General features: G+C 60.3%; 19 protein-coding genes and 4 pseudogenes. 11 read left to right on the forward strand and 12 right to left on the reverse strand.

The features are described from left to right. The first annotated feature begins 175 nt into the window (after positions 1–175). From XH83_RS24955 to XH83_RS24970, 4 genes are all read left to right on the forward strand, one after another. Positions 176–1069, forward strand: coding sequence for a branched-chain amino acid ABC transporter permease (locus XH83_RS24955; RefSeq protein ID WP_194403352.1), 894 nt, complete (start codon positions 176–178; stop codon positions 1067–1069). Between the two features lie 3 nt (positions 1070–1072). Then, entirely contained in the window at positions 1073–2146 is a 1074-nt protein-coding gene (locus XH83_RS24960) for a branched-chain amino acid ABC transporter permease (protein ID WP_194403353.1), read from the forward strand. A gap of 41 nt (positions 2147–2187) precedes the next feature. Then, complete coding sequence (locus XH83_RS24965) at positions 2188–3471, forward strand: ABC transporter substrate-binding protein (RefSeq protein WP_194403354.1); 1284 nt, start codon at positions 2188–2190, stop codon at positions 3469–3471. Positions 3472–3595: 124 nt separating this feature from the next. After that, complete coding sequence (locus XH83_RS24970; RefSeq protein WP_194403355.1) at positions 3596–4435, forward strand: ABC transporter ATP-binding protein; 840 nt, start codon at positions 3596–3598, stop codon at positions 4433–4435. Here the strand turns inward: XH83_RS24970 and XH83_RS24975 are convergent. Further along, positions 4432–5586: an AGE family epimerase/isomerase gene (locus XH83_RS24975; protein ID WP_194403356.1), complete on the reverse strand. Its 1155-nt coding sequence runs from the start codon at positions 5584–5586 to the stop codon at positions 4432–4434. The two genes, XH83_RS24970 and XH83_RS24975, sit on opposite strands and share 4 nt — an antisense overlap. 86 nt (positions 5587–5672) lie before the next feature. Between XH83_RS24975 and XH83_RS24980 the strand changes: the two genes are divergently transcribed. Continuing rightward, positions 5673–6896: a phenylacetate--CoA ligase family protein gene (locus tag XH83_RS24980; protein WP_194403357.1), complete on the forward strand. Its 1224-nt coding sequence runs from the start codon at positions 5673–5675 to the stop codon at positions 6894–6896. A 263-nt stretch (positions 6897–7159) separates the two neighbouring features. Here XH83_RS24980 and XH83_RS24985 read toward each other — a convergent pair whose 3' ends face one another. Next, a complete protein-coding gene (locus XH83_RS24985) occupies positions 7160–7741 on the reverse strand; it encodes a hypothetical protein (RefSeq protein ID WP_194403358.1) in 582 nt (193 codons plus the stop codon). Then, positions 7738–8319 carry a hypothetical protein gene (locus XH83_RS24990; protein WP_194403359.1) on the reverse strand — a complete coding sequence of 194 codons (582 nt, stop codon included), beginning with the start codon at positions 8317–8319 and terminating at the stop codon, positions 7738–7740. The genes XH83_RS24985 and XH83_RS24990 overlap by 4 nt, the downstream gene beginning before the upstream one ends. A 536-nt stretch (positions 8320–8855) precedes the next feature. Here XH83_RS24990 and XH83_RS24995 point away from each other — a divergent pair. The 4 genes from XH83_RS24995 (at position 8856) to XH83_RS25010 (ending at position 12619) form a co-directional block, all read left to right on the forward strand. Continuing rightward, positions 8856–9170, forward strand: a complete 315-nt coding sequence (locus tag XH83_RS24995) for a hypothetical protein (protein ID WP_194403360.1) — start codon at positions 8856–8858, stop codon at positions 9168–9170. A 544-nt stretch (positions 9171–9714) separates the two neighbouring features. Then, on the forward strand, positions 9715–10545 hold the full coding sequence (locus tag XH83_RS25000; protein WP_194403361.1) for a YqaJ viral recombinase family protein: 831 nt from the start codon (positions 9715–9717) through the stop codon (positions 10543–10545). Beyond that, a complete protein-coding gene (locus tag XH83_RS25005; RefSeq protein WP_194403362.1) occupies positions 10529–11734 on the forward strand; it encodes an ERF family protein in 1206 nt (401 codons plus the stop codon). Before XH83_RS25000 ends, XH83_RS25005 begins: the two co-directional genes overlap by 17 nt. 678 nt (positions 11735–12412) lie before the next feature. Then, positions 12413–12619: a hypothetical protein gene (locus XH83_RS25010; RefSeq protein ID WP_194403363.1), complete on the forward strand. Its 207-nt coding sequence runs from the start codon at positions 12413–12415 to the stop codon at positions 12617–12619. Between the two features lie 534 nt (positions 12620–13153). Here XH83_RS25010 and XH83_RS25015 read toward each other — a convergent pair. The 3 genes from XH83_RS25015 to XH83_RS25025 all read right to left on the reverse strand — a co-directional run bounded on the left by XH83_RS25015 (position 13154) and on the right by XH83_RS25025 (position 16275). Next, positions 13154–13291 carry a hypothetical protein gene (locus tag XH83_RS25015; protein WP_194403364.1) on the reverse strand — a complete coding sequence of 46 codons (138 nt, stop codon included), beginning with the start codon at positions 13289–13291 and terminating at the stop codon, positions 13154–13156. 602 nt (positions 13292–13893) lie between these two features. Beyond that, on the reverse strand, positions 13894–14439 hold the full coding sequence (locus XH83_RS25020; RefSeq protein ID WP_210346981.1) for an HAD family hydrolase: 546 nt from the start codon (positions 14437–14439) through the stop codon (positions 13894–13896). 549 nt (positions 14440–14988) lie between these two features. Further along, positions 14989–16275: a hypothetical protein gene (locus XH83_RS25025; RefSeq protein WP_194403365.1), complete on the reverse strand. Its 1287-nt coding sequence runs from the start codon at positions 16273–16275 to the stop codon at positions 14989–14991. Positions 16276–16940: 665 nt separating this feature from the next. Here XH83_RS25025 and XH83_RS25030 point away from each other — a divergent pair. Beyond that, positions 16941–17717, forward strand: a pseudogene (locus XH83_RS25030) (NAD-dependent epimerase/dehydratase family protein); the annotation flags it as partial. Between the two features lie 12 nt (positions 17718–17729). On the opposite strand, the pseudogene XH83_RS25035 reads toward XH83_RS25030, so the two are convergent. From XH83_RS25035 to XH83_RS25060, 6 genes and pseudogenes are all read right to left on the reverse strand, one after another. After that, a pseudogene (locus XH83_RS25035) lies at positions 17730–19206 on the reverse strand (IS66 family transposase). 122 nt (positions 19207–19328) lie between these two features. Beyond that, positions 19329–19681 (reverse strand): annotated as a pseudogene (gene tnpB / locus XH83_RS25040) (IS66 family insertion sequence element accessory protein TnpB). A gap of 258 nt (positions 19682–19939) precedes the next feature. Continuing rightward, positions 19940–20104, reverse strand: a pseudogene (locus tag XH83_RS39770) (transposase); the annotation flags it as partial. A 446-nt stretch (positions 20105–20550) separates the two neighbouring features. Beyond that, positions 20551–21669 carry a DegT/DnrJ/EryC1/StrS aminotransferase family protein gene (locus XH83_RS25050; protein WP_194403366.1) on the reverse strand — a complete coding sequence of 373 codons (1119 nt, stop codon included), beginning with the start codon at positions 21667–21669 and terminating at the stop codon, positions 20551–20553. Between the two features lie 3 nt (positions 21670–21672). Continuing rightward, on the reverse strand, positions 21673–22140 hold the full coding sequence (locus tag XH83_RS25055) for an acyltransferase (RefSeq protein WP_194403367.1): 468 nt from the start codon (positions 22138–22140) through the stop codon (positions 21673–21675). Further along, the gene (locus tag XH83_RS25060; protein ID WP_194403368.1) at positions 22137–23198 is read right to left on the reverse strand and encodes a Gfo/Idh/MocA family protein; all 1062 of its coding nucleotides are present in this window, start codon (positions 23196–23198) and stop codon (positions 22137–22139) included. Before XH83_RS25060 ends, XH83_RS25055 begins: the two co-directional genes overlap by 4 nt. A 340-nt stretch (positions 23199–23538) precedes the next feature. Between XH83_RS25060 and XH83_RS25065 the strand changes: the two genes are divergently transcribed. Next, complete coding sequence (locus XH83_RS25065; RefSeq protein WP_194403369.1) at positions 23539–24852, forward strand: hypothetical protein; 1314 nt, start codon at positions 23539–23541, stop codon at positions 24850–24852. The last annotated feature ends 42 nt before the right edge of the window (positions 24853–24894 follow it).

Consider the following 24894-nt stretch of genomic DNA (forward strand, 5'->3'; position numbering starts at 1 on the left):
CGCTTGTGGGAGCGGGCATCTTCGCAGCCAACGACACCCTCGGTCGGGTGAGGGGTTCTCTCTCCGCACCGTCACCGCCGAGACAACCTCTCACCCGTCTTCGCTTCGCGAAGCCACCCGCTCCCACAGGGGGAGAGGGCAAGAGCGCGCCGGACTCGTCATCGAGCATCATCACATGAACACCGCCTTCCTCATCCAGCTCCTGGTCAACGGCCTCGTGGTCGGCACGCTCTACGGCGTGGTCGCGATGTCGTTCGTGCTGATCTACAAGGCGACCCAGGTCGTCAACTTCGCGCAAGGCGAGCTGCTGCTGGTCGGGGCCTGGGTGTGCTGGGCGCTGCTTGCGAAATACCAGGTGCCGTTCTGGATCGGCATGCCGATGACGCTGGTGTTCATGTTCGTGTTCGGCATCGCGGTCCAGGTGCTCATCCTGCGGCCGATGATCGGCGAGCCCATCATTTCCGTCATCATGGTGACGATCGGCCTCTCCACCGTGCTGCAGGCGACGCTGAAATGGATGTTCGGCGTCAATCCGCAGCCGTTCCCGCGCGTATTCGAGAGCCAGTCGGTCAGCCTGTTGGGCTTACAGATCCAGACCGTCTACGTCATGAGCCTCGTGGTGTCGGTCGCCATGATGGTCGGCATGGCCTGGTTCTTCCGTGCGTCCAAATACGGTCTTGCGATGCGCGCCACCGCGTTCAACCAGCAGGTCGCGCAATCGCTCGGCATTTCCGTCAAGAGCGTGTTCGCGATGGCCTGGGCGATCTCGGCGACGGTCTCGGCGGTCGCGGGCGTCGTCGTCGCAGTCGTGAACGGCGTGTCGTCGGGCCTTGCCGCCTACGGCATCAAGGTATTTCCGGCGGCAATCCTCGGTGGGCTCGACTCCGTCGGCGGCGCCGTGCTCGGTGGCATCATCATCGGCCTGCTCGAGAACGTCGCGCAATATGTCGACAGCGAGTATCTGCACTGGGGCAATCTCTACGAGATCGCGCCGTTCTACGTCCTCATCATCGTGCTGATGATCAAGCCCTACGGGCTGTTCGGCACCCACGACATCGAGCGGATCTGACCCATGGCCGGCCCTGCCCTCATTCCTGCTGGTGACTTCCGCACCTCTTACGCGGCGGACACCACGATCTTCCCGACCACCACCAGCCGCAACTTCGCCATCGCGGGCGTAGCGCTGCTGTGCCTCGCGCCGCAATTCTTCAGCGGCTACTGGCTGAGCATCCTGATCCAGATCGGCATCTTCTCGATCGCCGCGCTCGGCCTCAATATCCTCGTCGGCTTCACCGGCCAGATCTCGATCGGGCACGCCGCGTTCTTCTTGCTCGGCGCTTTCACCTCGGCCTACATCTCCAACAATGCGCCGATCCCCGTATTCTTCGCGATCCCGCTCGCGGGCGTCGTCACCGCGCTGGTCGGCCTGATCTTCGGCATCCCGGCGGCGCGGCTGAAGGGGCTGTACCTCGTCATCGCGACGCTGGCCGCGCAATACATCCTGCTCGACTTCTTCTCCCGCGCCGAGTGGTTCACGGGCGGCTCGGTGCCGGCGAGCGCCAATCCGTTCTCGATCTTCGGCTACACGCTGCGCGGCGATAAGCAATATTTCTATGTTGTGCTGGCCTATGTGGTTGCGAGCTACATCCTCGTCACAAACCTGATGCGCACGCGTGACGGCCGCGCGCTGGTGGCGATCCGTGACCATTATCTCTCCGCCGAGATCATGGGCATCAACCTGACGAAGTACCGCACGCTGTCGTTCGGGCTCGCCGCCTTCTTCGCCGGCATCGCCGGTGCGCTCTACGCGCACTACCAGCTCGTGGTGTCGCAGGAAGGTTTCGGCATCGAGCGCTCGATCCTGTTCCTGGCCATGATCATCATCGGCGGCACCGGCTCCGTCATGGGCACGCTGATGGGCACCGCCTTCGTGGTGCTGCTGCCGGAATCCATGGAATTCATCAGCCTGTATTTGAAGGGCGGCGCGATCGACAAGGCGCTGTCGCTCAACACCAACATCACCTTCCTGCGCGAGATCGCGATCGGGGTGATCATCATCGCGTTCCTGATGTTCGAGCCTGACGGGCTCGCGCATCGCTGGCGACAGGTCAAGGCGTACTGGAAACTCTACCCGTTCTCGCATTGAGCGCGGGCAACTTCACTTAAACAATAAACAGGAGGAAACCCATGACGATGAAGTCCCTTTTGAGCACCGCATCGCTCGCGCTCGCGATCGCCGCATTTTCGGCCGGCGCGCAGGCGCAGATCGCGATCGGACACCTCGCCGACTATTCCGGCGGCACCTCCGACGTCGGCACGCCCTACGGCCAGGCCGTTGCCGACACCTTCGCCTGGGTCAACAAGAACGGCGGCGTCGGCGGCAAGCAGCTCAACGTCGACACCAACGACTATGGCTACCAGGTGCCGCGCGCAATCGCACTCTACAAGAAGTGGTCCGCGCCGGACAGCAAGGTCGCCGCGATCATGGGCTGGGGCACCGCCGACACCGAGGCGCTGACCGGCTTCCTCGCCCAGGACAAGATCCCCGACATGTCCGGCTCCTATGCCGCAGCACTCACCGATCCCGAAGGCGTCAGCGGCAAGGCCAAGCCCGCGCCCTACAATTTCTTCTACGGCCCGAGCTATTCGGACTCGCTGCGCGCCATGATGATGTGGGCGGCGGAGGACTGGAAGGCCAAGGGCAAGGGCGGCAAGCCGAAATTCGTGCACATGGGCGCCAACCACCCGTATCCAAACGCGCCGAAGGCTGCCGGCGAAGCCATGGCGCAAGAGCTCGGCTTCGAGGTGCTGCCGCCGCTGGTGTTCGCGCTCACACCGGGTGACTACAGCGCGCAATGCCTGAGCCTGAAATCCTCCGGCGCCAACTACGCCTATCTCGGCAACACCGCGGCTTCCAACATCTCCGTCCTGAAGGCCTGCAAGACGGCCGGCGTCGACATCCAGTTTCTCGGCAATGTCTGGGGCATGGACGAGAACGCTGCCAAGACGGCCGGCGATGCCGCCAACGGCGTGATCTTCCCCTTGCGCACGGCGGTGAGCTGGGGCGGCGATGCGCCCGGCATGAAGACGGTCATGGAAATCTCGAAGATGTCCGACGCCAGCGGCAAGGTCTATCGTCCCGTCCACTACATCGCGGCCGTCTGCTCCGCGCTGTACATGAAGGAGGCGATCGACTGGGCTGCCAAGAACGGCGGCGCCACCGGCGACAACGTCGCCAAGGGCTTCTACCAGAAGAAGGATTGGGTGCCGGCCGGGATGGACGGCGTCTGCAATCCCTCGACCTGGACCGACAAGGACCATCGCGGCACGCTGAAGGTCGATCTCTATCGCACCAAGATCTCGGGCGCGACCGACGGCGACCTCAACGACCTCATGGCCAAGGGCACGATCAAGCTCGAGAAGGTCAAGACCGTCGAGCTGCCGCGCAAGCCGGAGTTGCTGGGCTGGTGAGCGCAAACTCGGACGTCATGGCCGGGCTTGTCCCGGCCATCCACGCCTGACCTCACGGCACGAAGTACGTGGTGCCCGGGACAAGCCCGGGCATGACGACCGTAGCAATCTGGTAGACACACCAATGACCGACACCCTCGACGCATCCCGCACCAAGCCGGCCGCAGTGCCGCCCGCCGCCCTCCTCGCCGTGCGCAACATCGAGGTCGTCTATGACGACGTCATCCTGGTGCTGCGCGGCCTCAGCCTCGACGTTCCCAAGGGCGCGATCGTGGCGCTGCTGGGCGCCAACGGCGCCGGCAAGTCGACGACGCTGAAGGCGATCTCCGGGCTGCTCAAGACCGAGGACGGCGAGGTCACCCGAGGAGAGATCCTGTTCGAAAACGAGCGCATCAACGGCATCGACCCCGACAAGATCGTCCGCCGCGGCATCTTCCAGGTGATGGAGGGCCGACGCATCGTCGCCGACATGACGTCGCTGGAGAACCTCAAGCTCGGCGCCTTCACCCGCAGGGACCGAGAGGTCGATTCCGATCTCGACATGGTCTTCAACTATTTTCCACGCCTGAAGGAGCGCACCGGCCTCGCCGGCTATCTCTCCGGCGGCGAGCAGCAGATGCTCGCGATCGGCCGTGCGCTGATGGCGCGCCCGAAAATGATCCTGATGGACGAGCCCTCGATGGGTCTGTCGCCGCTGCTGGTGAAAGAGGTGTTCTCGATCATCCAGAAGATCAACCGCGACCTCGGCGTCACCATCCTCCTCGTGGAGCAGAACGCACGCGCCGCGCTGTCAGTGGCAAGCCACGGCTATATCATGGAGCAGGGCAAGGTCGTGCTCGACGGCACCGCCGACGAATTGCGCGATAACGAGGACGTCAAGGAATTCTATCTCGGCGGCGCCGGCGACCAGCGCAAGAGCTTCAAGAATCTCAAGAGCTTCAAGCGGCGCAAGCGCTGGCTTTAACCCTCGAGCACCTGCTCCGCTTCCGTGACCGCGCAGAGAACATGATACAACGACGACGCAGGAATGGTGTCGATCAGCGATTTGCCGTCGCGGTCGAACTGGTCGTACCAGCCGCCCCTCACGGGATGGCTGAGATAATGCCGTTCGAGCCGCACCAGCGCCGCGCGCGCTTCGTCCGCCGCGCCGGCCTCGCCGGATTCGGCCTGCGCGATCCAGGCTTTCGCGATCTCGGTCTGCGGCCACAGCCGGCGCGTGCTGCGACGAATGTTGCCGATATCGTCCCCCTCGTCGATCATGCAGCCTGTGGCCTCGTCGCGATAGCGCATCGCGGTCGCGAGGAGCTCGGCGCGCCGCTGCCCGGTCGGGCAGCCCGTGATGCGTTCGAAGCCCTTCAGCAGCCAGACCCATTCGGCCTGGTGGCCCGGCTCGACGCTGACCGGCTCGATCTTCGACCAGTCCTCCTCGAAATACTCCGTCAGGATGCGCTTCTGCTTGTCGTAGAGATTGGCCAGGAACAGCGCGAAGAATTCGCCGGCACGGTTCTGGAACGACAGATCGTGGGTCGCGTCGAAACAGGCGATCATCGCCTCGAACAGATGCATATGCGGGTTCTGCCGCCGCGGCAACGAGACCGGAAGGCCTTCGTGCACGCCGCCATGCGGCGATCGGAGGTGGCCGTCGAGGAAAGCGAGCAGCGCGTCGATCTCGGCCCGAACCTGCGCGTCCTGGTCGAGCGCATAGACGGTCGCGAGAGCAAACAGGATGAAAGCGTGGTCGTAGGCATCGCGCCGGCCGTCCAGCACCGTCCCCTCCGGCGTCAACCGGTGCACGAAGCCGGGCCGGCCGTCGGGCGCTTTGGCTTTGGCCAGCAGATGTTCCAGTCCCTTCAGCGCGATGGCGCGACCCTCGGGATACCAGCCCAGCTGCGCCGCCTTGGCGTAGCAATAGATCTGGCGGGCCTGCACGAACACGCGCCGCGGCGCAGCCGCATCCGCGGTACCGTCCGGGTGCAGCCGGTCGATGAAGCCGCCCGTGGCCCGATCCCAGCCGACCGTCGACCACAGCGGCAGCGCCTCGTCGATCATGCGGCCCTTCAGGCGCACGACGACATCCGCAGCCTCATCCGCCGCAATGCTTCCCTTGTCCGCCATCGGGTCCTCTCTCGGCCTCACCAATGGCGGTCTGATACCCATGCCGGTGGCGGCGCGCAACGGATGCCAACACGGAAAGAACAGCCATGACCGCCCATTACGACGCCCGCGAGACGCGCGAGCCGGCAGCCCGCGAGGCCGATCTGTTCTCCCGCCTGCCGGAGGTCCTGCGAGCCGCGATGGCCGCCCCGGCCTACGCCGAGCGGCTGAGAGGTCTTGATCCCGCCGCCGTGACCTCCAGAGCGGCTCTGGCGGCCCTGCCGGTGTTGCGCAAGTCGGAACTGCCCGCCCTGCACAAGGCCTCTGCGCCCTTCGGAGGCTTCGTGGCGGCCGCCCCCGGCTCATTCGCCCGCCTCTTCACCTCGCCCGGCCCGATCTTCGAGCCGGAGGGACGGCAGGCCGACCCCTGGCGCGGCGCAAGAGCCCTTTTCGCGGCCGGGTTCCGGCCCGATGACATCGTCCTCAACACCTTCAGTTACCATCTCACCCCCGGCGGCTTCATCTTCGACGCATCGGCGCGTGCGCTCGGCTGCGCCGTGATTCCCGCAGGCCCCGGCAATACCGAGCAGCAGTTCGAGCTGATCGAGGCTTACCGCCCGGTTGGCTACAGCGGCACGCCGGACTTTCTGAAGATCTTGCTCGATGCCGCAGCGAGTTCGGGCCGCGACGTCTCTTCGATCAAGCGCGCGCTGGTTTCGGGTGCCGCGTTCCCGCCCTCGCTCCAGGCCGAGATCAAGGCGCGCGGCATCGACGCCTACCAGGCCTTTGGCACCGCCGATCTCGGCCTCATTGCGTTCGAGACCGGCGCGCGCGAGGGCATGGTCGTGAACGAGGACCTGATCCTGGAGATCGTCAAGCCCGGCACCGGGGATCCCGTGGCGCCCGGCGACGTCGGCGAGATCGTGGTGACCTCGCTCGACCCGCATCATCCCTGGATCCGCCTTGCGCTCGGCGACCTCACCGCCGCTCTGCCAGGCCCAAGCCGATGCGGGCGCACCAATATGCGCATCAAGGGCTGGATGGGCCGCGCCGACCAGACCACCAAGGTCAAGGGCATGTTCGTCCGTCCCGAGCAGGTCGCCGAGATCGGCAAGCGTCATTCCGCGCTTGGAAGACTGCGCCTCGTCGTCACACGACAGGGCGAGACCGACGCGATGACATTGCGAGCGGAAACGGCGAGCGCGAGCGAAGCGCTGCGCGAAGAGATCGCCGGCACCTTGCGCGCCGTGACGAAGCTCGGTGGCGCCGTCGAACTGGTCGGCCCCGGCGCGCTGCCGAATGACGGCAAGGTGATCGCGGACGAGCGCTAAACTCACTCGCAAGATCGTCGACAAGTCACCCGCGACTCTAAACAAAGGTGGCAACACCTTTTGCGACATCCCATAACAGCAACACGCCCGGCAGTCTTTCTTTGTCGGGACGACGTCCTCAACCACGATGGGGCGACGTCTTGGCGGCAACAGGCCGAGGCCACGTTCTTACCACGTTGAAATCCTAAGGAAAAATTGGCTTCGTTCTGCAGAGAGCAAACCATCTCAATCTTTAGTTGCATAATTCAAATTATTCGCCTCATCTATTCTTGCTGAGGGTAGCGTTGCTCCGCTTTCAGTTGAAGCAAGGATCGGAGGGCGCGATTGCGTTGGCCGATCGCTCGAGCCTCATAGCGGTCGAGGGTCAAGAGCTCCGGCAGGGCCCGCCGCACCGCCTCAGCAGTGCGCTCTTCGACGGACAGCATAGTTTCAGATAGGTCATCGGGCGCCACGAGAGGAGGCCAGGTGCTGACGCGCACGGCGACCTCGCAGAAGCGCAGCTCGTGTTTCCAAGAGGCGGGACCCGGGGGGGCGGCCGATCCCAATGCTAGCTCGTGCTGGATCAGTGCCGTTTTGACGCGGCGGACGCGAGCAAGATCGAACGTGGCGATCGCCACCTCGCGGGCAAGTTCGCGCACAAGGCGCTCCGTGCTTGCGCCTGCGATTTGCTGGGCGAGCTTGTCGACCAGTTTGGCCTGCAATGCAGTCACTTGGAAGGATGCGCACAGGCCATGGCGCAAGGCGTTCTTGGCGGCGCGCTTCTTGCCGGCGGCCGAGCGCGGCCCAGTACTCTGACAAGCGTTGCGCCGATTGGCTTCGATTTGACTTTGGCTCGCCATGATCATCCCACGTGCTGACGCGCATCAAGCGGCGCGAGCGCAGGTTGCTCCACCGCAGCCCGGACCTGAGCAGCAAACGCCTCGCGATAGCTCGAAATCGCGCCAAATGCGCGGTGCAGACGTGCCTGCTGCGCTGACATCATCCTGTCGAGCCTCTCGAGCTGATCGGCCTGGCTGCTGATCGCGGCGGCTTCGATGACACCCTCATCAAGTTGAAACGCGGCGAGCCGCTTTGCTACCTCTTGCCGCGCCTCCGGCTTGGTAAACCAGTCGCGTTCGAGCGCGGTACGCGCTTCGCACTCGGCGGCAGTCTCGGGTGGGCCCAGAACACGGTCCAAAATCTCGGCAATTGCAGGCCCAAAGGCAAGGTTGATGACGTGGTCTCTGCATCGTCGCAGCCGCATCATCTCCCAAACGCACGCCGCAACGTCGGCGAGAAAGATCTTCTCGACGATGTTCTTGGGCTGTATCTCGCGCGCCAATTCGCGTTGCAGGCAGGCGAAGGCTTCTTTGGATTCGGTGATGAGCAGTGAACCCTCCGAAATCGAAGGGCCGAATTGCTTGCTATGATATCGCGGGACCATGGAATGCTCCGAGCCGATCGGCCGAGATGGCAATAACTTGCCCTCACCTCCGCTCGGCCGTGGAGCTGAAGGCGCACGCGGTTGGTGGCGGGTGATTCTGCACCAGCCAGATAAATATGAGCTTTTTGGAAAGTCGAAGTCCTGCGATCCGCCCGAACTTCGTTGCCTCGGATCCCGAGACGCTGCGCGCGACGTCGTCGCTGCGCTTCAACTATGACTCAACTGCCGGCCCATTTCAACAAGGTTCGCAGAGCGCGCTCGTCTCAGAATCCTGTAGTGTCTACTGATTCCATTTGAAAAAAACTGTCGTTTCGATACCTTGCTGCGCGCTCTTGCTGAATGAGCGGCCGCGCGGGCGATGTCCGTGAGCGGTGATCCGGCGACGCCGACCATCCCTGAAGCCGCTTCAAACCATTGTTTCGGTCGAACGGCAGCGGGCCCTTCTCGCCATCGCGATGCGACATGCGAGGACAATCATCTGCAGGCCTTCACCCTTATCACGCACGCCTGTGCAGGCGTGCCATTGGAGACGAAGCATGACAACGGAAAATGATTTTAAGTTAGAGGCTCGCGAAATCCTGAGTACGACACGACTGATTCGCAGGGGATCTCAGAGCGAGCGGGTCTCGCTGTTCGGCGCGATCCTGCTGGCGCAAGCTGACAGGGCCTTGCAGGGCAATGATCGCGCCGCCCGGGTCGTGCTAGAGATAGGTGTGTATTGCGACGTGTTTGACAGTCGCCAGAAAGATCAGGGGTTCGACCTGACAAAACTCGAGGCGGACGAGCTCCCGGCTTTTGAGCGGATGATCGCAAAACTTCGCGTTGGCGTTCCCCAGCAAGAAGAAGCCTAAAGGTTCACGTCGCTCTTGACGGTCAGACAACACGCCGTCTTTTTTAGAGGCGAGGCGGCGTGCTGCGGCGCCTGTTCGAACTTGATCTGCGGACTATCGAGACGCCATCGCTCATTGCTACCGCTAAACGTTCATAACCAGACTGGCTCCCAGCATAGCCATATTTAGCGCTCGGCTGGCCTTCGTTTAGATCTTCGCTTGTTCAGGCTTCTCGGGTTTAGGTTTGCGAAGACGAACGCCGGGGCCTCCGCCGTTTGCATCGATGAACTCGACGCCGGCTGCCTCTAAGGCCCCGCGTATCGCGAGGTTATTCGCCGCAGTCATGGAAGTCTCATTATTCATCAATTCAGCACGGCGAATGGTGGTTAGGCCTACTGAGGAGGCTCGGGCCAAATCCTCCGCACTCCAGCGGATTAGGGCTCGTCCGGCACGCAATTGCGCACTGGTTAGCGGGTTATGACTTGACTTTTTCATTCCAAATGGTATTTTTCATTCCATCGATTGCAAAAAACTACACCTGCTGGGGTGAGGGAGGTTAGTAAGCATGGATTCGAGAATTTTTGCAAAAGCTGACCACGATCGCCGCTCGTTTATCGGTGGCTCTGACGCTAGGATTATCATGGGCGATGATGATCTCGCCCTGCTGCGGCTCTGGAAAGAAAAGCGCGGCGAAGTTGCCCCCGATGATCTATCAAAAAATCTCCTGGTCCAACTGGGCACAGCAACCGAACAACTAAACCAGCATTGGTACGAGATAAATACCGGCCAAGCTATCATCGATGCGCAGCGGCGAGTATTTCACCCCATTCATCGGTGGATGGCCGCAACACCTGACGGCCGCGTCGAGCAGACGGGGGCGGTCTTCGAATCAAAATTCATGCTGCCTTGGAATTTTTCCGAGGAAGCCGCAGCCGAAAAGCACATGGCACAGCTGCAACACAACATGTGGGTTGTCGCTGCCCGCTCCTCGGTCCTCTCCATCATCACCGGCGGCGGCCAGTGGGTTGAAATCAAGATCCACGCCGACCCGCTCTATCAACATCTCCTGCTCACCGCCGAGAAGAAATTCTGGCGCTGCGTTCAGAGCGGCGAGCCACCTGTCCTCTTCAATATCGAAACGCCGCGCCCGCGCCTGGAAGCGATCAGGGTCGTCGACATGTCGACGTCCAATCAATGGGCCGAACTTGCGGCGACGTACCTTCGAACCCGGAACGCGCATGGCGAGCATGAGGCGGCGAAGGCGGATCTGAAGAAGCTGATGCCGGAGGACGCCAAGGAGGCGACGGGCCACGGCGTCAAAGCCAAGCGTTCCAAGTCTGGCGCAATCAGCTTCGAGGCCCAGGTGACGGAGGTCTCGGATGCACCAATCCAGTGAGCGAATTGGAACCATCGCAGCCGCCCTCGCCCGCGCCCAGGCGGAACTGGTGAACCCTGAGAAGACCCTCACCGCCGTCATCCGATCACCATTCCCGCGCGAGGACGATCGGACCTTCCGCTACGCATCCCTCGCGTCCGGCCTCGACATCGTCCGCAAGACGTTGAGCCAGCAGGAGATCGCCACCATCCAGACCACCCGGATTGAGCCGGTCACAAGTCAGATCCATCTCACCACCCTGCTCGCCCATGCCTCCGGCGAATGGATCTCCTCGGACCTACCGGTGTGCGCCGCCAAAGAGGTTGAAGCGCCGCACCGAATGGGGGCGGCCCTCACCTACGCCCGCCGGTATGCCCTCTTTGCCCTGGTTGGGATCGCCGGGGAGGACGATTTGGACGCGCATGACGTCGTGACGGGGCCTCCAACAGCAACCGAGCCGCAGACGGCGCTAGGATCGAAGGGAAAGCCTCCGAAGGGCGTCCTGAACCGCCCCGCTGTCTTACACCCGGAACGCTCCGCCGCGCTACTGGACCAGCTCTTGGGCGAGCTCGCGCGCCAGGAGGGTGGCGGCGGACTACTTGCCTGGACCAAGGCCACGCTCGCCCTCAAAAACACTCTTGTGGAGGCCGACGCACACATTCTCGAGGCCGCCTTCCAGAAGAAGTTCGAGCAGGCCGCCCTTCCCGAACTCAGTATACCTAAACAAGACACGGCGTCGCCGACCGAACAGTCGACCGCAAGTTCTAGGCGCTCAGACCGCGCCTCGGCAGTCGGCGAGCCTCCCAAACCGCCCATCGCGGACCCACCAGGCGACCTAGCCTTTCCAAAGGAGCCGCCGCGAAAGCGCAGCAAGGAGCATCTGGTGTTCGTCCGCAGCCAACCTTGCCTGATCTGCAAGGAGAGCCCCGCTGACGCCCATCATCTGAAGTTTGCCCAACCCCGAACGCTCGGGCGCAAGGTCGGCGACGAGTTCACCGTCCCGCTTTGCCGGTGTCATCATCAGGCCCTGCATCAGCACGGCGACGAAAGAGGCTGGTGGGCAAACATGCGCATCTCTCCCCTCTTGATTGCGAAAGAATTGTGGGAGGCAAGCCCGGTCAATGTGGCAAGCGAAGCGAGCCTGGTCAAATTACCGCTTCGCGAGGAAACCGCGCCACATGTTGGCCGTTCCGTGAGCCCCGAAACGTGAGTGGTCACTTCCATCTCCAAGGACTCCAGACGCCCCTCCTCGACCAATAGGGGTGGCATGCCAACGGCCTCCCGCTAGGCGAGTGATCTCGAGCTACTCGCGTCGAGTGCAGGCAACGCAATATGTTCGCATGTCAACCGATCGGCAGCAGTACTCGATTCAAAATCAGGCCGCCGTCATCGCAGCCTAGGCTCACGTCCACAATCTTACGCTAGTGCGAACGGATGAGGGCGAAAGCGGGTTGCTCCTCAAGAACAGGATGGGGCTTCTCCAATTGCTTGAGGATGTCGACCATCCCTGTGTCCGAGAAGATCACCGCGCGGATTTTTGAGCGCATCGCTAAGCTGGAATTTGATGTCGCTGCACATTACGTCCCAAGGTCGAAACCTCGTTCTCGGCGAGCGATCCATCAACTAGAGACCTTGAGGCTGGCTTAGAAACGAGCAGTTTGCGCCCATTCACGCTGCCGATCCTCTCGGATAAACTAGCGGCGCGACCATAAATCCGATCGCAATCTCAGTTAACTCCCGCCTGCTCTTGGGCCGGCGGGTCTTTCTTTGAACCTTAGCTCAGTCTATCTGCCGTTCGGCGCCTTAACCAAATTTTAAGATCTATTGTGCGGCGGCGTCCCTTTTGGTTAGAAAGGATGAAGCGTCAAGTCAGTTGCGTTAGAGGCTCATGATTACGTACAAACAGTATCACATCCAGCGAGTTGAGCACGGCCATAAGCGCTGGACTGCTCGTATCACGCGGGCGGATGGCCAGAACATCCGCACCATCCTGCCGGCTTCCGAGCATCCCTATCTGGATACGAAACCTGCCGCGTCGGCCGAGGAAGCTGAACAGCTCGCGAAAGAAGGCATCGACTTCGGCGGGGTAGTTTGAGCGGCCCCTCGGCTGCTCGCGTTAGCACTTAGACGTGAGAGCTCCGTACAGCGGCTGGAGGCGGTCGCTTTCTCGTGAGTCGCACGCCTTTGATTTTCGGCGCCCCGCATATGGCGAGTGCCTCGATTGGATAATCTCCTCCAGCATCTTTTCTGAGGCTCAAAACGAAATGCCGCGCCTTCCCAGCCACGCAAGCGCCGCGGAGCAAACTGCTGACAGCAAGGCGGTCAAGAACCAGGACCGTCCACGAGCGGCGCTGATCGAACGCAGATATAAGAAAGCTCCAAGAAGCTTCCCGTAGTTCCTGCGGAATTCTCCGTTAAGCTTAGCTACTTCGGGCAGGTCGGACAAAGCCTTGCATTCGTCGGCCATTCGCTGGGCTCCATTTGCGGCGGGACCAGCACCTCCCATAAGCCACTGTTTTGCCCGACGGCGCAAGCGAAATTTCGGTTTTTTCGATTCGCAACGGTCGGCGACCGCTGACCCTCGTAGGCCGGTTGTCCTGCGAAATGCCGACGTAATTCGCTAGGGTTCCTACCTCAGACCGGAATCCGGCCAGCGAGGAACTTCATCTGCCGGCCTCGATCGGCGAAAGTTCTGCCGCACCATCGCGTAGACCACAAAAAGGCCGATGGTGATGGCGACGGCCAGCGGCGGGAAAATATAATTCATGCAGCCTCCAAGACGTCGAGGTGGACGCGTCTAGCTATGCAAATTCCATCCGCTCGGGACGATGTTCCTGACCACTGCTTACTCATCGAGCTCCCGCTCCGATGAGCTTTACCTTTAAAGTTGTTATCCATGGTCCCGTTTCACGCGCTTGAGACCTCGTCGCTGCCGCGATAGAGCAGCCGTCTCATAACGTTCCAAGCTAGACAGAAGTCTCATTTGTTTTGGGTCGGCGTTCTCAATTACAAGCAATATCAGCCGTAGCCTAATAGCTCGCAAGCGATCCTGGCGATACCTAGCGTGAGCCAGATCTTGAAGCGCGGTCTCCGAACCCGCACCTTTAAACTCCTCCGCAAGAGTTGCATCAAATCCAGCGAAACCAGGAGCGGCAGCTTCGTCCCAACGAGATAGTCCATGCCGATAAGCGTTGCGGCTCGACACTGCTTTCCCAGCGTTTGTTCGCGGTCCCGTACTCTTCGCTACGTTTGTGCGATTGGCTTCGATTTGTCGCTTTGACGCCAACTTGCCTCCTTGATTTCTCGATTCAGGAATCGAGCGCCCCGCAAGTTCGTGAATATCACAGCCTCAATCCTGCGTTCCCGCGCCTAGGCGAGGGGCCGCGACTGATCCGGAGGATAAGACCAATCCACCAACAACGGGGCAATGAAGGTATGGAGGTTTGATCCGTCAAACAGATAGGCGGCTATTCCAGCCGCCTGGGCTGCAGCAAGGTCGGTCTGCTTGTCCCCGATCATAAAGCTCGCATCGAGATCCACGGCATACCGTTCAAGCAGAGCTCTAATCATCCCCGGCTCCGGCTTACGGCAGTTGCAGAGCGCGCGATAGCGCTCAATGAGGCCGTCGGGATGGTGGGGACAGAACTCAAACGCATCGATATGCGCACCCACGTTAGCAAGTTCACGCGACATCCATTCGTGCAAATCGTGAACATGCCGTTCCTCATAAAACCCTCTCGCGATTCCTGACTGGTTCGTCACGACAAACGCAAGATAACCGGCGTCGTTGACTGCCTTTACCGCCTGTTGGGCTCCTTCTACCCACCGGATCTTCTCCGGTTCAAAAGTATAGCCGTCGTCCTCGTTGAGGACGCCATCGCGATCAAAAAATACTGCCGGACGTACCAAGCTCATCAGCCCGGGCTGGAGAGATATTGCCGATCTTCCGAGAGTCATTACTTCATTTTACCACGTGGAACGAGTTCGGACAGGAGTTTTGCCTGCGCCGCTGGGCCCTTCAGGCGGAGATTGGCTTTGTTTTGTCTTTTGATCTGTCAGCGCGACGTCGTTCTTGCCTAAACCGTGAGAACACGACCCACTTCAGGCTCTATAACGAGCAAGAACGTTGCTGGCTTTTCAGCGCGATTAGAGCGTCACTGAGTCGGCAGGGCGAGAGGACGCGGGCTTCGGCAGTGCGGCATAGGAAGCCGCTTCTTCCTATTCGAGACTCAAGGAATGCGGTACAGTGATACGGGTGTTCTTGCTCAAGGAGGAAATCATAGCAGCCGACGAATAGAGGCCCCCGCTATTTCCGGGTCATCATCGGGGTCGCAGCTACTTTAAAGCCGTCCACCAGGTCGTTAGGATCGTGAGAGCGATCACCCTGGAACATGACCTCCAAGCTCCGAGAGCGATGTCTCAAGGCACCGCAGGCCGCGCACGGTCTGCGACTGAATCAAAACACTATCTGGGTGGGCCTGGCAAAGTCGCGGACGATTCGACTGACGGACCAATGTTCTCGCCGAGCATCCACTTCTCCGCGTTTCCAGCCCGCGCCTGGCGCAGATGCCCAGTCAGACCGATCATGAGCATGAGCAGAACGTCGCGGCTGATGCGGCCGTGAACCAGGCTCAACAACATCACGAAAGCCAGCGCACAGGCGGCAAAACGATAATCAGCCATGATCCGCGCAAGGCCGCTGACTGAACTCCAGGCGGCCGCGAGGAGCGCGAGCAGCAGGACGCCGGCGACCCAGCCGAATTCGACGAACACCTGCAAGATGGTGTTATGGACCTCGTGGCCTGGCAGGCAGCTGCGGGCTGAAAATCCGCCAGGACCAATCCCGAACAGTCCGGCTTTCGGCAGGAGACGCAGAGCCTCGAACAGCAACTGTTTACGAATCTCGATCGAGTTGTCGATGTCAATCTTCGGACAGAGATCCGCCGCTTGCAATAGGACCGGAGCACCGGATGGCACCGGCGGTGCATGCGCCGCTGTCAGAGCATGCGTCGCGTAAATGGAGGCCATGTCCCAACGGACCACCAAGCCAGCCACAATCCCGATCACCATCGCTCCTACCACGAGGATACCGCGCCGACGCTCCTCACGGCCACTAAACAGGATGCCGATCGATGCAGCTAGAACCGCGGCGAGCAGGGAGAACCTCACCATGGACGCTGCAAACACCGCAGCTGACAAGGCCACGAGCAGGTTGAATGCGGCCATCCCAGGGCGGTCCAATCTGCCAGACGTGACGACAGCAATCACCGCCAGGCCGAACAACGCCGCAAATTGTACAGGCGCCGCATCGAACTCACCGAAAACCAGCGGCTTTCCGTGAGGAGCCGACCACTGCCCTACCAGTGCGATCGCCGTAGCAGTCACACCAGCCGCGATGACCGCTCCGCCGACGACAACGACACCGGCACGCGCTTCGCAACCGGACGTGACGCGTCCGGCAACGTAGAGAGCAAGCGTCATCAACAGCAGCGCGGACTCCTTAACATCCCCGGCACTGTTGAGAACATGCGAAAGAGCAACAGCGCTGACAAACGCCGCGAATAGCCCGTCGCAAACATTGGGTCGGAATTCCCCCCACGTCGCGAGCGCCGCCAGAACGATGACGGGCACCACCAAGACAACTCCGGTGAAGATAGCTCCAAGACTAAGTAGGCCATGCCCGAGCACCATAAGGGGCCCGGCCGAAATGGCGACACCGAACAAGCCGGCACGTACAGCTGGTTCGATCAATTTCGCAATCCCGGCCGTTGCTCTCATGCGCGTCCACAGATCTAGATGTGAGTGGACAAAAGAGTGGCGTAACTTAAGCGAGAGATCAAGTCGAGACAATCGATGATGATCCTCGCACAAATAGCGTGCCGCGAGCTCACGCGCGACCAGCCTACGCACTGTGTGAGCTTTACAACGCAATCTGGCAGCAGATCCGGGGGATGCTGCCGGACAGACCGTCATCGTCGAGCAGCTGTCGCTGGATAACAGGCGCCACCCATTGAGAATCCGCGCAATCCGCAAGGCGCTCTATACCATGGCAGTCCAAAGTGGAAGCTGACAAGAGCCGCAAGGTCTATCCGGACCTCGATTCCCGGGACATCGAGAGCCCCACCCAGACGTACTACCTAAGCTGACCACGGTATTTTTTCCCCTCTGAATAACCAGCCTCTATCCAATTGTATCAAGCCCCTAAGTTCAACCTGCAGGTTGCGACGAACGACGCCATCACCTCATGAGGCTCGCACTAGGAGACAGGGCATTTTCAGCCCGCTCTTATCTCATAGCCTTTGCGAGCTTTTCGTTGTTTCAAAACTAGGATCGTACTCTATATTGCTTCTTGAATCATCTTTCGGCCCGCTGACGTTTTGCTCGTAGGTGTACTTCAATTTGAAAGGCGAACACCAATGACTGGCGATCAGCGCGTGCTGGTGACGGGTGGGAGCGGTTTCATCGGCCGTCATGTCGTGCCCGCGCTAACAAGCGATGGGTGGTTAGTGCGCCGCTCGGTACGCAGATCGGAAGGCACACAGGACGAAGTGATGATCGAAACGATCGGTCCCGAAACCGACTGGCAAGCCGCGCTTCAAGGCGTCGACGCCGTCGTTCATCTCGCGGCGCGCGTGCATCACAAGCACGACGAGCACGCGGCCCATCTCTACCGCAACGTCAACGTTGCTGGCACGCTGCGCCTGGCCCGCTGTGCAGCGAGCGCCGGCGTGCGCCAGTTCATCTTCATCAGCACTGTTCTAGTGCACGGTCGCAGCAATGACGGGCGCGCGCCGTTTAGCGAGGACGATGTCCTGACGCCGCGCGATCTCTACGGCATGTCCAAGGCCGCGGCCGAGGAGGGCTTGAAGACGCTGGCGCGCGATAGCGCCATGAAGATCTCCGTGATCAGGCCGCCACTGGTCTATGGTGCTGGCGCAAAGGGCAATTTTGCGCTGCTGACCCGTGCAGTGAGCCTCGGGCTGCCGCTGCCCTTTGCTACAATCCGTAATCACCGCGCGTTCATTGCCGTGCAAAACCTGTCGTCGTTCATCCTGCGCCGACTCTCTCATCCCAATTCCGCCAGCAATTTCGAGATCTTCCTGGTGGCCGACAGGGAGCAGGTCTCGACGCCCGAATTCATCGAGCGGCTGGCCAAGGCTGCCGGCAAGAAGTCGCGGCTGTTCGGCGTACCGTAAGCGTCGTTCTTAGGCCACAGCTTTGAGGGCTTGAGCGCGGTAGGCCCAAGGCAATAGCTGGTCGATGTCGCGGTTGGGATGACCGCTTACGATCCTGGTCACGACGTCCGTGAGATAGGCGAGCGGATCGACGTCGTTGATCTTGCAGGTCTCGACCAAGGTTGCGACGATGGCCCAATGTTCGGCGCCCCCGTCGGATCCGGCAAACAGCGCATTCTTCCGACTGAGCTTGATGCCACGGATTGATCGCTCGACCGTGTTGTTGTCGAGTTCGATGCGGCCGTCATCGATAAAGCGCGTTAAGCCTTGCCAGCGCGAGAGGGCGTAGCGGATGGCCTCGGCGAGCTTGATCTTCTGGCTGATGAGAGCCAGCTTGGCGCGCAGCCATACCTCGAAGGCGTCGGCCAGTGGTCGGCTCTTCTGCTGCAGCACGAGGCGCCGCTCCTCCGCACTGCGGCCGCGGATCTCCTTCTCGATCGCATACAATGCGGCGATGTGCTTCAGCGCCTCACTCGCGATCGGAGCGGGGCCGGCTGTCGCGAGTTCGTAGAAGTTGCGCCGCATGTGCACCCAACAGAAGGCGAGCTCGACCCCGCCACGTTCGGCAAGCTTTGGGTAGGCGTTGTAGCCATCGACCTGCAGGACGCCCTTGAAGCCAGCAAGATGGCTGAACAGCCGCTCGGCTTTTCGATCGGGTGCATAGACATAGGCGATGCCGGGCGGATCCAGGCCGCTCCAGGGCCGGTCGTCGGCGGCATAGGCCCAGAGCTGGCCGGTCTTGGTGCGCCCTCGACCGGGATCGAGCACCGGCACCGTGGTCTCGTCGGCGAACAGCTTCGACCTTGCTCTAAGTACCGTGAGAAGTCGCTCGTGCAGCGGGCGCAGATGGAAGGCGGCATGCCCAACCCAGTCCGCCAGCGTTGATCGATCGAGATGGATGCCCTGACGGGCGTAGATCTGGGCTTGCCGGTAGAGCGGCAGATGATCGGCATATTTGGACACCAGAACCTGGGCGACGGTTGCCTCCGTGGGCAGGCCCCCTCGATCAACCGGGCCGGAGCCTCGGCCTGCAGGACGCCATCTCCGCAGCCTCGGCAGGCGTATTTGGGACGTCGGGTGACGACAGCGCGGAACTGCGCCGGCACCATGTCCAGCCGCTCGCTCTTGTCTTCGCCGATCTGGTGCAGTTCGCCCTGGCAGCAGGGGCAGGTCTTGTCGTCGATGTCGACAACGACCTCGATCCGCGGCAGATGCGCCGGCAGTGCTCCGCGATTGACGCGCCGCTTGCGTGCGCGTTCCACTCGGCCTTCAGGGGTTGTCTCGTCCTGACCGGCCTCGGCAGAGGCTGCGACCTGTTGGACGTCCTCGAGGCCCAGCAGCATCTGCTCCTCGGGGAGCGTCTCGGCCTTCCGGCCAAAGCGGTGGCTTGCAGCTCCTTGATAATCTGACGCAGCCGTTCGCTCTCGTGAAGCGCTGCCAGCAGCATCGCCTTGAGCGTCTCGGGATCGTCAGGATGGTTATCGCTCACTGGCAAATCAGAGCATATTCGTGCCCGCCTGACGACGCGCTCGATGCTCCTGATTCACTTCGCCGCAGCGCGACCCACAATTATCCGGCTTGCGTCGGAACGATCGTCTCCCGTGCCGCGTGGACACGCCGCCAATCAAGCCCTTCGAGCAGCGCCGACAATTCCGCCGCCGACAAACGCATCACGCCATCCTCGATCTTCGGCCAGCGGAAGACGCCTTCCTCGAGCCGCTTGGCGAACAGGCACAAACCGGTACCCAGAAGATCAGCTTGATCCGGTCCGCCCGCTTGGCACGGAACACATAAACAGCGCCCGAGAACGGATCGGCCTGCATGTGCTCGCGCACCAACATAGCAAGCCCCTCCATTCCCTTGCGGAAGTCGACCGGCTTGGTTGCCACCATCACCCGGGCAGTTCCGGACGGGCCGATCACCGGCTTGCCTTCAGCGCATGGACGATGGCCGCAATCATCGCCACATCCGCACCTCGGCCCACCCGGATAGTGACACCTTCGGCTTCGATCTCGATGCCTCCGGCATCTGGCTTGGCCTTGCGTCGCGCTGTCTTTGCGCTCATGGCCAACAGCAGCGACTGGGGTCATGGCGTCTACCACCGCCGGTACAAACGGCGGATCGTCAGGCATCGGCAACCGGCGTGCTTGCCGGCGCCAGGTGAACACTTGTTGTGGGGTCAGCCCGTGTCGCCGGGCAATCTCGGAAACGACTGCGCCCGGTACCAGCGTCTCCTCGACAATCCGGGCCTTGTCGCCCCTGGAGAAACAACGACGGCGTCCCGTCTCCGTGATCACTTCCAGCTGGCGCGCCGTCACGTCCGACTTAAGCGTATGGTCAAGCATAGACACAAGCCGATCCCTTCAAAGAGATCGTGAAACTCGCCTATCCCATTGGCCGAGAGAAGGTGGGAGCGAAACGACGCTTACGGCGTACCGCCGAACCTGCTCTCAATACTGCTGAGCGTGATGGGCAGGCAGGATACGCGTGATAGCCTGATCGGCTCCCTCGAGCTCAAGATCTCAAAGGCGATGGCGACAGGGTGGCAGCCGCAAGCCGGTCTAGACGAAGGCTTGCGACTCGCATGTCAGCTCAGGCGCCCAAACGATCAACAGTAAGCAAAATACGGCTAAGGCAAATTTTATCCGGCTATGCCCAGAGACGTTGGTAGCCAGAATGAGCTTTGAAGCGCTTGTAGCGCTACATTAACATTTGGCAGAGCTTGAGAGCCAGAGCGGATAGTCGCGTGCCAAAGGAATCGAACACAAAGAGTGCTCCGAAATGCCTACGATCAAAAAAATCGCCCCAATCGATTGAAGCCAAGAATAAGATCTAGCACCTCTTGTTGCTGGGCGCGCGTGATCTCGGCGAACATTGGCAGCGAGAGGATCTGGCGCTGGTCGCGATGAGCATTCGGAAACTGCTCTGGATAATGGCCGAAACGCGCATAGGCCGGAAGAAACGGTAGGGCAGTCGGATAGTTGATTGCTGTTTGTACACCGTTGGAAAACAGGTGCGCCGCCAGTGCGTCGCGGCGCGGATGCCGGATGGTATAGAGATGATAGACGTGGTCACGGCCCGACCCAACCTCGGGCGCTACGACTTCCCTGATATGGCTTAGGCCGAGATTATAAAATGTGGCTGCCTGCTGGCGCGCCTCGGTCCAAGCAGCGAGATGGGAAAGTTTAACAGATAGGATCGCCGCTTGCATGCCATCGAGCCGGCTGTTGACGCCCTCAATCTCATGCTGATGCTTCACGAGACCGCCATGTCTCGCTAGTCGCGTTATGTTCTCGGCCAATACCGCGTCGTTGGTGACGACGGCGCCCGCATCACCCATAGCACCTAGGTTTTTGCCCGGATAGAAGGAATATGTACCGGCCGCGCCGAATGTTCCAACCATCTGCCCCTTATACCGCGCAAGATGCGCCTGGGCGCAGTCCTCGATGACCCACAATGCATGCTTGTTCGCGATCTTCATGACCGCTTCCATATCGGCTGCCTGACCATAGAGATGCACGGGAATAATGCCAACGGTACGAGGCGTAATCGCCGCCTCGATTGCCGCGGGATCGATGGTGAACGTCACGCCGTCCGTGTCACAGAATTTTACTGTGGCGCCGGCCTGAGTAATCATGGCAGAGGTCGAAATCCACGAATGTGCCGTGGTGATGACCTCATCGCCGGGCCTCACCTTAAGTGCAGTCATCGCAAGGTAGAGAGCGTCTGTCCCGTTGGCACAGGAAACGCAATGCTTGGTGGATGCAGCCTGCGCAAACTCTCGTTCAAACGCATCGACAAAAGGACCGCGGATGAAGGCATTGTCACGAATGACACCGACAATGGCCGCGTCGATCTCAGCCTTGATATTTTGGTACTGGAGCTGAAGATCAGCAAAAGGGACGGCCATTGATCACCTCCGCAGGGTCAACAGCTGTGCCGGATTGCCCGCATAGGTTCCTACGGCCGTAATATTTTTCGTCACCACCGAGCCGGCACCGATTACGACGTCGTCCACTATCGTGACTGGCATGATCGTCGCATTCGAACCGATCGACACCCGGCTGCCGATTTTGGTCTGGCGCCACAACTCCTTGCGACCGCGCGATGGGCTCCCGCTCGCGAACGTGTCGTTGATAAACATCACGCCGTGACCGATGAAGCAATCCTCACCAATACTAACGAGCTCACAAACGAAACTGTGGGACTGAACGCGCGTGCGCGCGCCGATGACAACATTACTCTGGATCTCAGTAAACGGCCCGATGAAGCAGCCTTCGCCGATTGTGCAACCGTAGAGATTGCAGGGTTCGACCACCTTAACGCCGGCTCCAAAGCTGACATCGCGTATTCCGGCTCGATAGCGCTCGGGCTCCCTCATGAGGCAACGCCCAAACGGCTGCGGCGGGGCTGGAAGCGAAGGGGCACCTCTTGCCCGGTCTCGATGGATTCGTAGAGCGCGGAGATCAGCTCCAAACTCTTGCGGCCCTCCAGCCCATCAACCAGCGCCGCCCCACGGTGGGCTAGACACTCGACAACGTGCTGGTAATAGGCCTGATGGCCGAAGCCGTAGACATTCGGAGGATTTACCGAGAACTTCTCGATCACTTCCTTGTCGGACGGCTGCTCGTCAACGAAACGCCAGTGGCGGATTTCGTTCATCGCGAACCCGCCGACCTCCACCGTCCCCCTCTCACCGAGGACAGAGAACGAGCCTTCTAGATCGGCCGGACGCACCGCAGTCGTAGCCTCAATGATTCCCAGTGCCCCATTGCGGAACTTGAGTGTCGCGACCGCGGTATCCTCAGTCTCGATTTTGGCCAGAGCGGTGGCGCCGCGCGCGTGAACACTCACAACGTCGCCGAAGAACCATTCCAGCATGTCGATATGATGGCTCGCCTGATTGGCAAGCACCCCGCCGTCCTGAGCCCAGGTGCCCCGCCAGGCGTCCTGGTCGTAATACGCTTGGTCACGGCACCAGCGAACACGCACAGTGCCAAGAACCAGCTTGCCAAAACGCCCGGCATCAAGTGCCTCGCGTACCTTGATCACAGGCACATTGAAGCGGTTTTGCTTAATAACAAAAAGCTTTACGCCGGCGTCGTCACAGGCGCGAATCATGTCGTCGGCGTCTTGCAGACGCAACGCCATCGGCTTCTCAACTACCACGTGCTTGCCCGCTCGCGCGCAGGCGATTGAATGCGCGGCATGGGACCCGCTTGGCGTCAGCACAGCAACCGCGTCGATGTCCCTGCGCGCCAGAAACTCACCCATTTCGTAATGAGCAGCAGCTCCCACTTTCTGGGCAATGGCATCAGCGCGCGACTGGACGGTGTCGCACACCGCAACAAGGCTTGCCCCAGCTATATTACCCCCACCAAGAAGCTCTGAATGACGCTTGGCAATGCGTCCACACCCGAGCAAGCCAAATCTAACCATGCAACCAGCTTACCTCATTGCTCACACAACTGCAAAACGATTAGAGGAGAGAACAAGCTCCTTTGGAAGCCCCAAGCATGCATTACTCAGGAAACTTGGAACAATGCAAGAAATCGTTCGAGAAGACTATGGAAGGCTCACTGCTCAGCAGCTTGCACTCAGCCCAATGGTCAGGCAATCTCCGTGGCAGCCTCACACCCCGTATTCGGGTTTGCCACTCCTTGCGATTCACAACTTGCCTTTTGAAGCCACAGCTTCGTTCTCTGGCGCCACGAGCCCCGCTAGCTAACTAAACAATATTAGCCTTATAGAGTACGTAGTTCGTCAGGAAGCTGAGAAAGTGGCCCTAAGCCAGAAAGCGATGCATTATATACGCTTCGGCGTACTGATCTGGTTTCATTTACTCGTCAGTTGCCTAGCCCTGATTTTCGTTTCAGAGCTATATCCTCAATATCATGTCCATTTCCGCTGGGATGCTTTGCCTCAGGCGCTCGCGGTCATCGCGGGATACTATTTGCTATCAGCTGCCTTCATTTCTTCTGAATTCAACTTCGGATATTTCATTGGCTTCTCTTTCTTCTCCATGATCGCGGGCTATCTTTGGCTGAATTGCTTTTCAGAATTTCAATACGACCATCATATCGCGAGTATTTCGGCGTGCGCTTCCATAGTCGCCCTCCTTCTTCCGGCGCTATTTCTGAAGTCACCGATAAGACCATTTTGGACGCCTTCTCATGCAGGATTTAGCAAAATTCTAGATTCGATACTATTGTTGTCAGGGATGACGCTTGTTGCCGGAGCAATGTACAATTTCGACGTCGCTCAACTGGTGCGTTTGATCAAATTAGATGCGGATATCTACCTCGCGCGAGAAACATTGAAGTTCCCAAAGCTCCTCGACTATCTTTTGGGAATCACAGCGACCGCGCTGCTTCCGTTCGCATTCGCCTGCTTTGTCGAACGCCGCAGAGGAGGACGGGCGGCTGCCGCCCTGAGCCTGCTATTTCTATTTTATCCTGTTACACTAAGCAAGATTGCTCTTTTTAGCGCAGTCTGGATCGGTCTCATCGCTTTGTCAGCCCGGTTTATCGAAGCGCGATTACTAACTATCCTGTCTTTGCTGTGCCCCGTAGCGCTTGGTGTTTTTCTGATCGTCCTCAGGAAACTTGGGGTGCTGCAAGGGTCATTGGTTGGGTCGTACTTTGCGTTGATCAATTTCCGAATGATGACGTTTCCATCGCTGGCTATGGACTATTACAATGAGTTCTTTTCGAAGAACGAACTCACCCATTTCTGCCAAATTTCCTTCTTGAAAGCCTTTGCAAGCTGCCCTTATCACGAACCGCTTGGAATCGTAATTTACAACGCTTTTGGAATTGGAGGATATTTCAACGCCTCGCTGTTTGCCACGGAGGGAATTGCGTCGGTCGGCCCTTGGTTCGCTCCGCTCGCAGCCTTTGCCGGCGGACTTGTGCTGGCATTGGGCAATCGCGTGTCGGCGGGACTGTCACCGCGTATGGTCCTGACGTCCGCGGCTCTGTTGCCGCAGATCTTCCTCAATGTGCCGTTGACGGTGGCGCTGGCGACCCACGGGGTCCTCGTACTGTTCCTGCTGTGGTACATCACGCCTCGGACTTCCGTGCAGCATGAATGAACGCTAGTGAATAGCGACGAATTGCACCGTCCTCGCCGGTTT

It is taken from the genome of Bradyrhizobium sp. CCBAU 53351, assembly GCF_015291745.1.
Lineage (GTDB): Bacteria > Pseudomonadota > Alphaproteobacteria > Rhizobiales > Xanthobacteraceae > Bradyrhizobium.

Excerpts from the sequence above, each read along its gene's own strand:
- XH83_RS24955 (WP_194403352.1), top strand. The coding sequence starts at position 176 with ATGAACACCGCCTTCCTCATCCAGCTCCTGGTCAACGGCCTCGTGGTC.
- XH83_RS24960 (WP_194403353.1), top strand. The coding sequence starts at position 1,073 with ATGGCCGGCCCTGCCCTCATTCCTGCTGGTGACTTCCGCACCTCTTAC.
- XH83_RS24965 (WP_194403354.1), top strand. The coding sequence starts at position 2,188 with ATGACGATGAAGTCCCTTTTGAGCACCGCATCGCTCGCGCTCGCGATC.
- XH83_RS24970 (WP_194403355.1), top strand. The coding sequence starts at position 3,596 with ATGACCGACACCCTCGACGCATCCCGCACCAAGCCGGCCGCAGTGCCG.
- XH83_RS24975 (WP_194403356.1), bottom strand. The coding sequence starts at position 5,586 with ATGGCGGACAAGGGAAGCATTGCGGCGGATGAGGCTGCGGATGTCGTC.
- XH83_RS24980 (WP_194403357.1), top strand. The coding sequence starts at position 5,673 with ATGACCGCCCATTACGACGCCCGCGAGACGCGCGAGCCGGCAGCCCGC.
- XH83_RS24985 (WP_194403358.1), bottom strand. The coding sequence starts at position 7,741 with ATGATCATGGCGAGCCAAAGTCAAATCGAAGCCAATCGGCGCAACGCT.
- XH83_RS24990 (WP_194403359.1), bottom strand. The coding sequence starts at position 8,319 with ATGGTCCCGCGATATCATAGCAAGCAATTCGGCCCTTCGATTTCGGAG.
- XH83_RS24995 (WP_194403360.1), top strand. The coding sequence starts at position 8,856 with ATGACAACGGAAAATGATTTTAAGTTAGAGGCTCGCGAAATCCTGAGT.
- XH83_RS25000 (WP_194403361.1), top strand. The coding sequence starts at position 9,715 with ATGGATTCGAGAATTTTTGCAAAAGCTGACCACGATCGCCGCTCGTTT.
- XH83_RS25005 (WP_194403362.1), top strand. The coding sequence starts at position 10,529 with ATGCACCAATCCAGTGAGCGAATTGGAACCATCGCAGCCGCCCTCGCC.
- XH83_RS25010 (WP_194403363.1), top strand. The coding sequence starts at position 12,413 with ATGATTACGTACAAACAGTATCACATCCAGCGAGTTGAGCACGGCCAT.
- XH83_RS25015 (WP_194403364.1), bottom strand. The coding sequence starts at position 13,291 with ATGAATTATATTTTCCCGCCGCTGGCCGTCGCCATCACCATCGGCCTT.
- XH83_RS25020 (WP_210346981.1), bottom strand. The coding sequence starts at position 14,439 with ATGAGCTTGGTACGTCCGGCAGTATTTTTTGATCGCGATGGCGTCCTC.
- XH83_RS25050 (WP_194403366.1), bottom strand. The coding sequence starts at position 21,669 with ATGGCCGTCCCTTTTGCTGATCTTCAGCTCCAGTACCAAAATATCAAG.
- XH83_RS25055 (WP_194403367.1), bottom strand. The coding sequence starts at position 22,140 with ATGAGGGAGCCCGAGCGCTATCGAGCCGGAATACGCGATGTCAGCTTT.
- XH83_RS25060 (WP_194403368.1), bottom strand. The coding sequence starts at position 23,198 with ATGGTTAGATTTGGCTTGCTCGGGTGTGGACGCATTGCCAAGCGTCAT.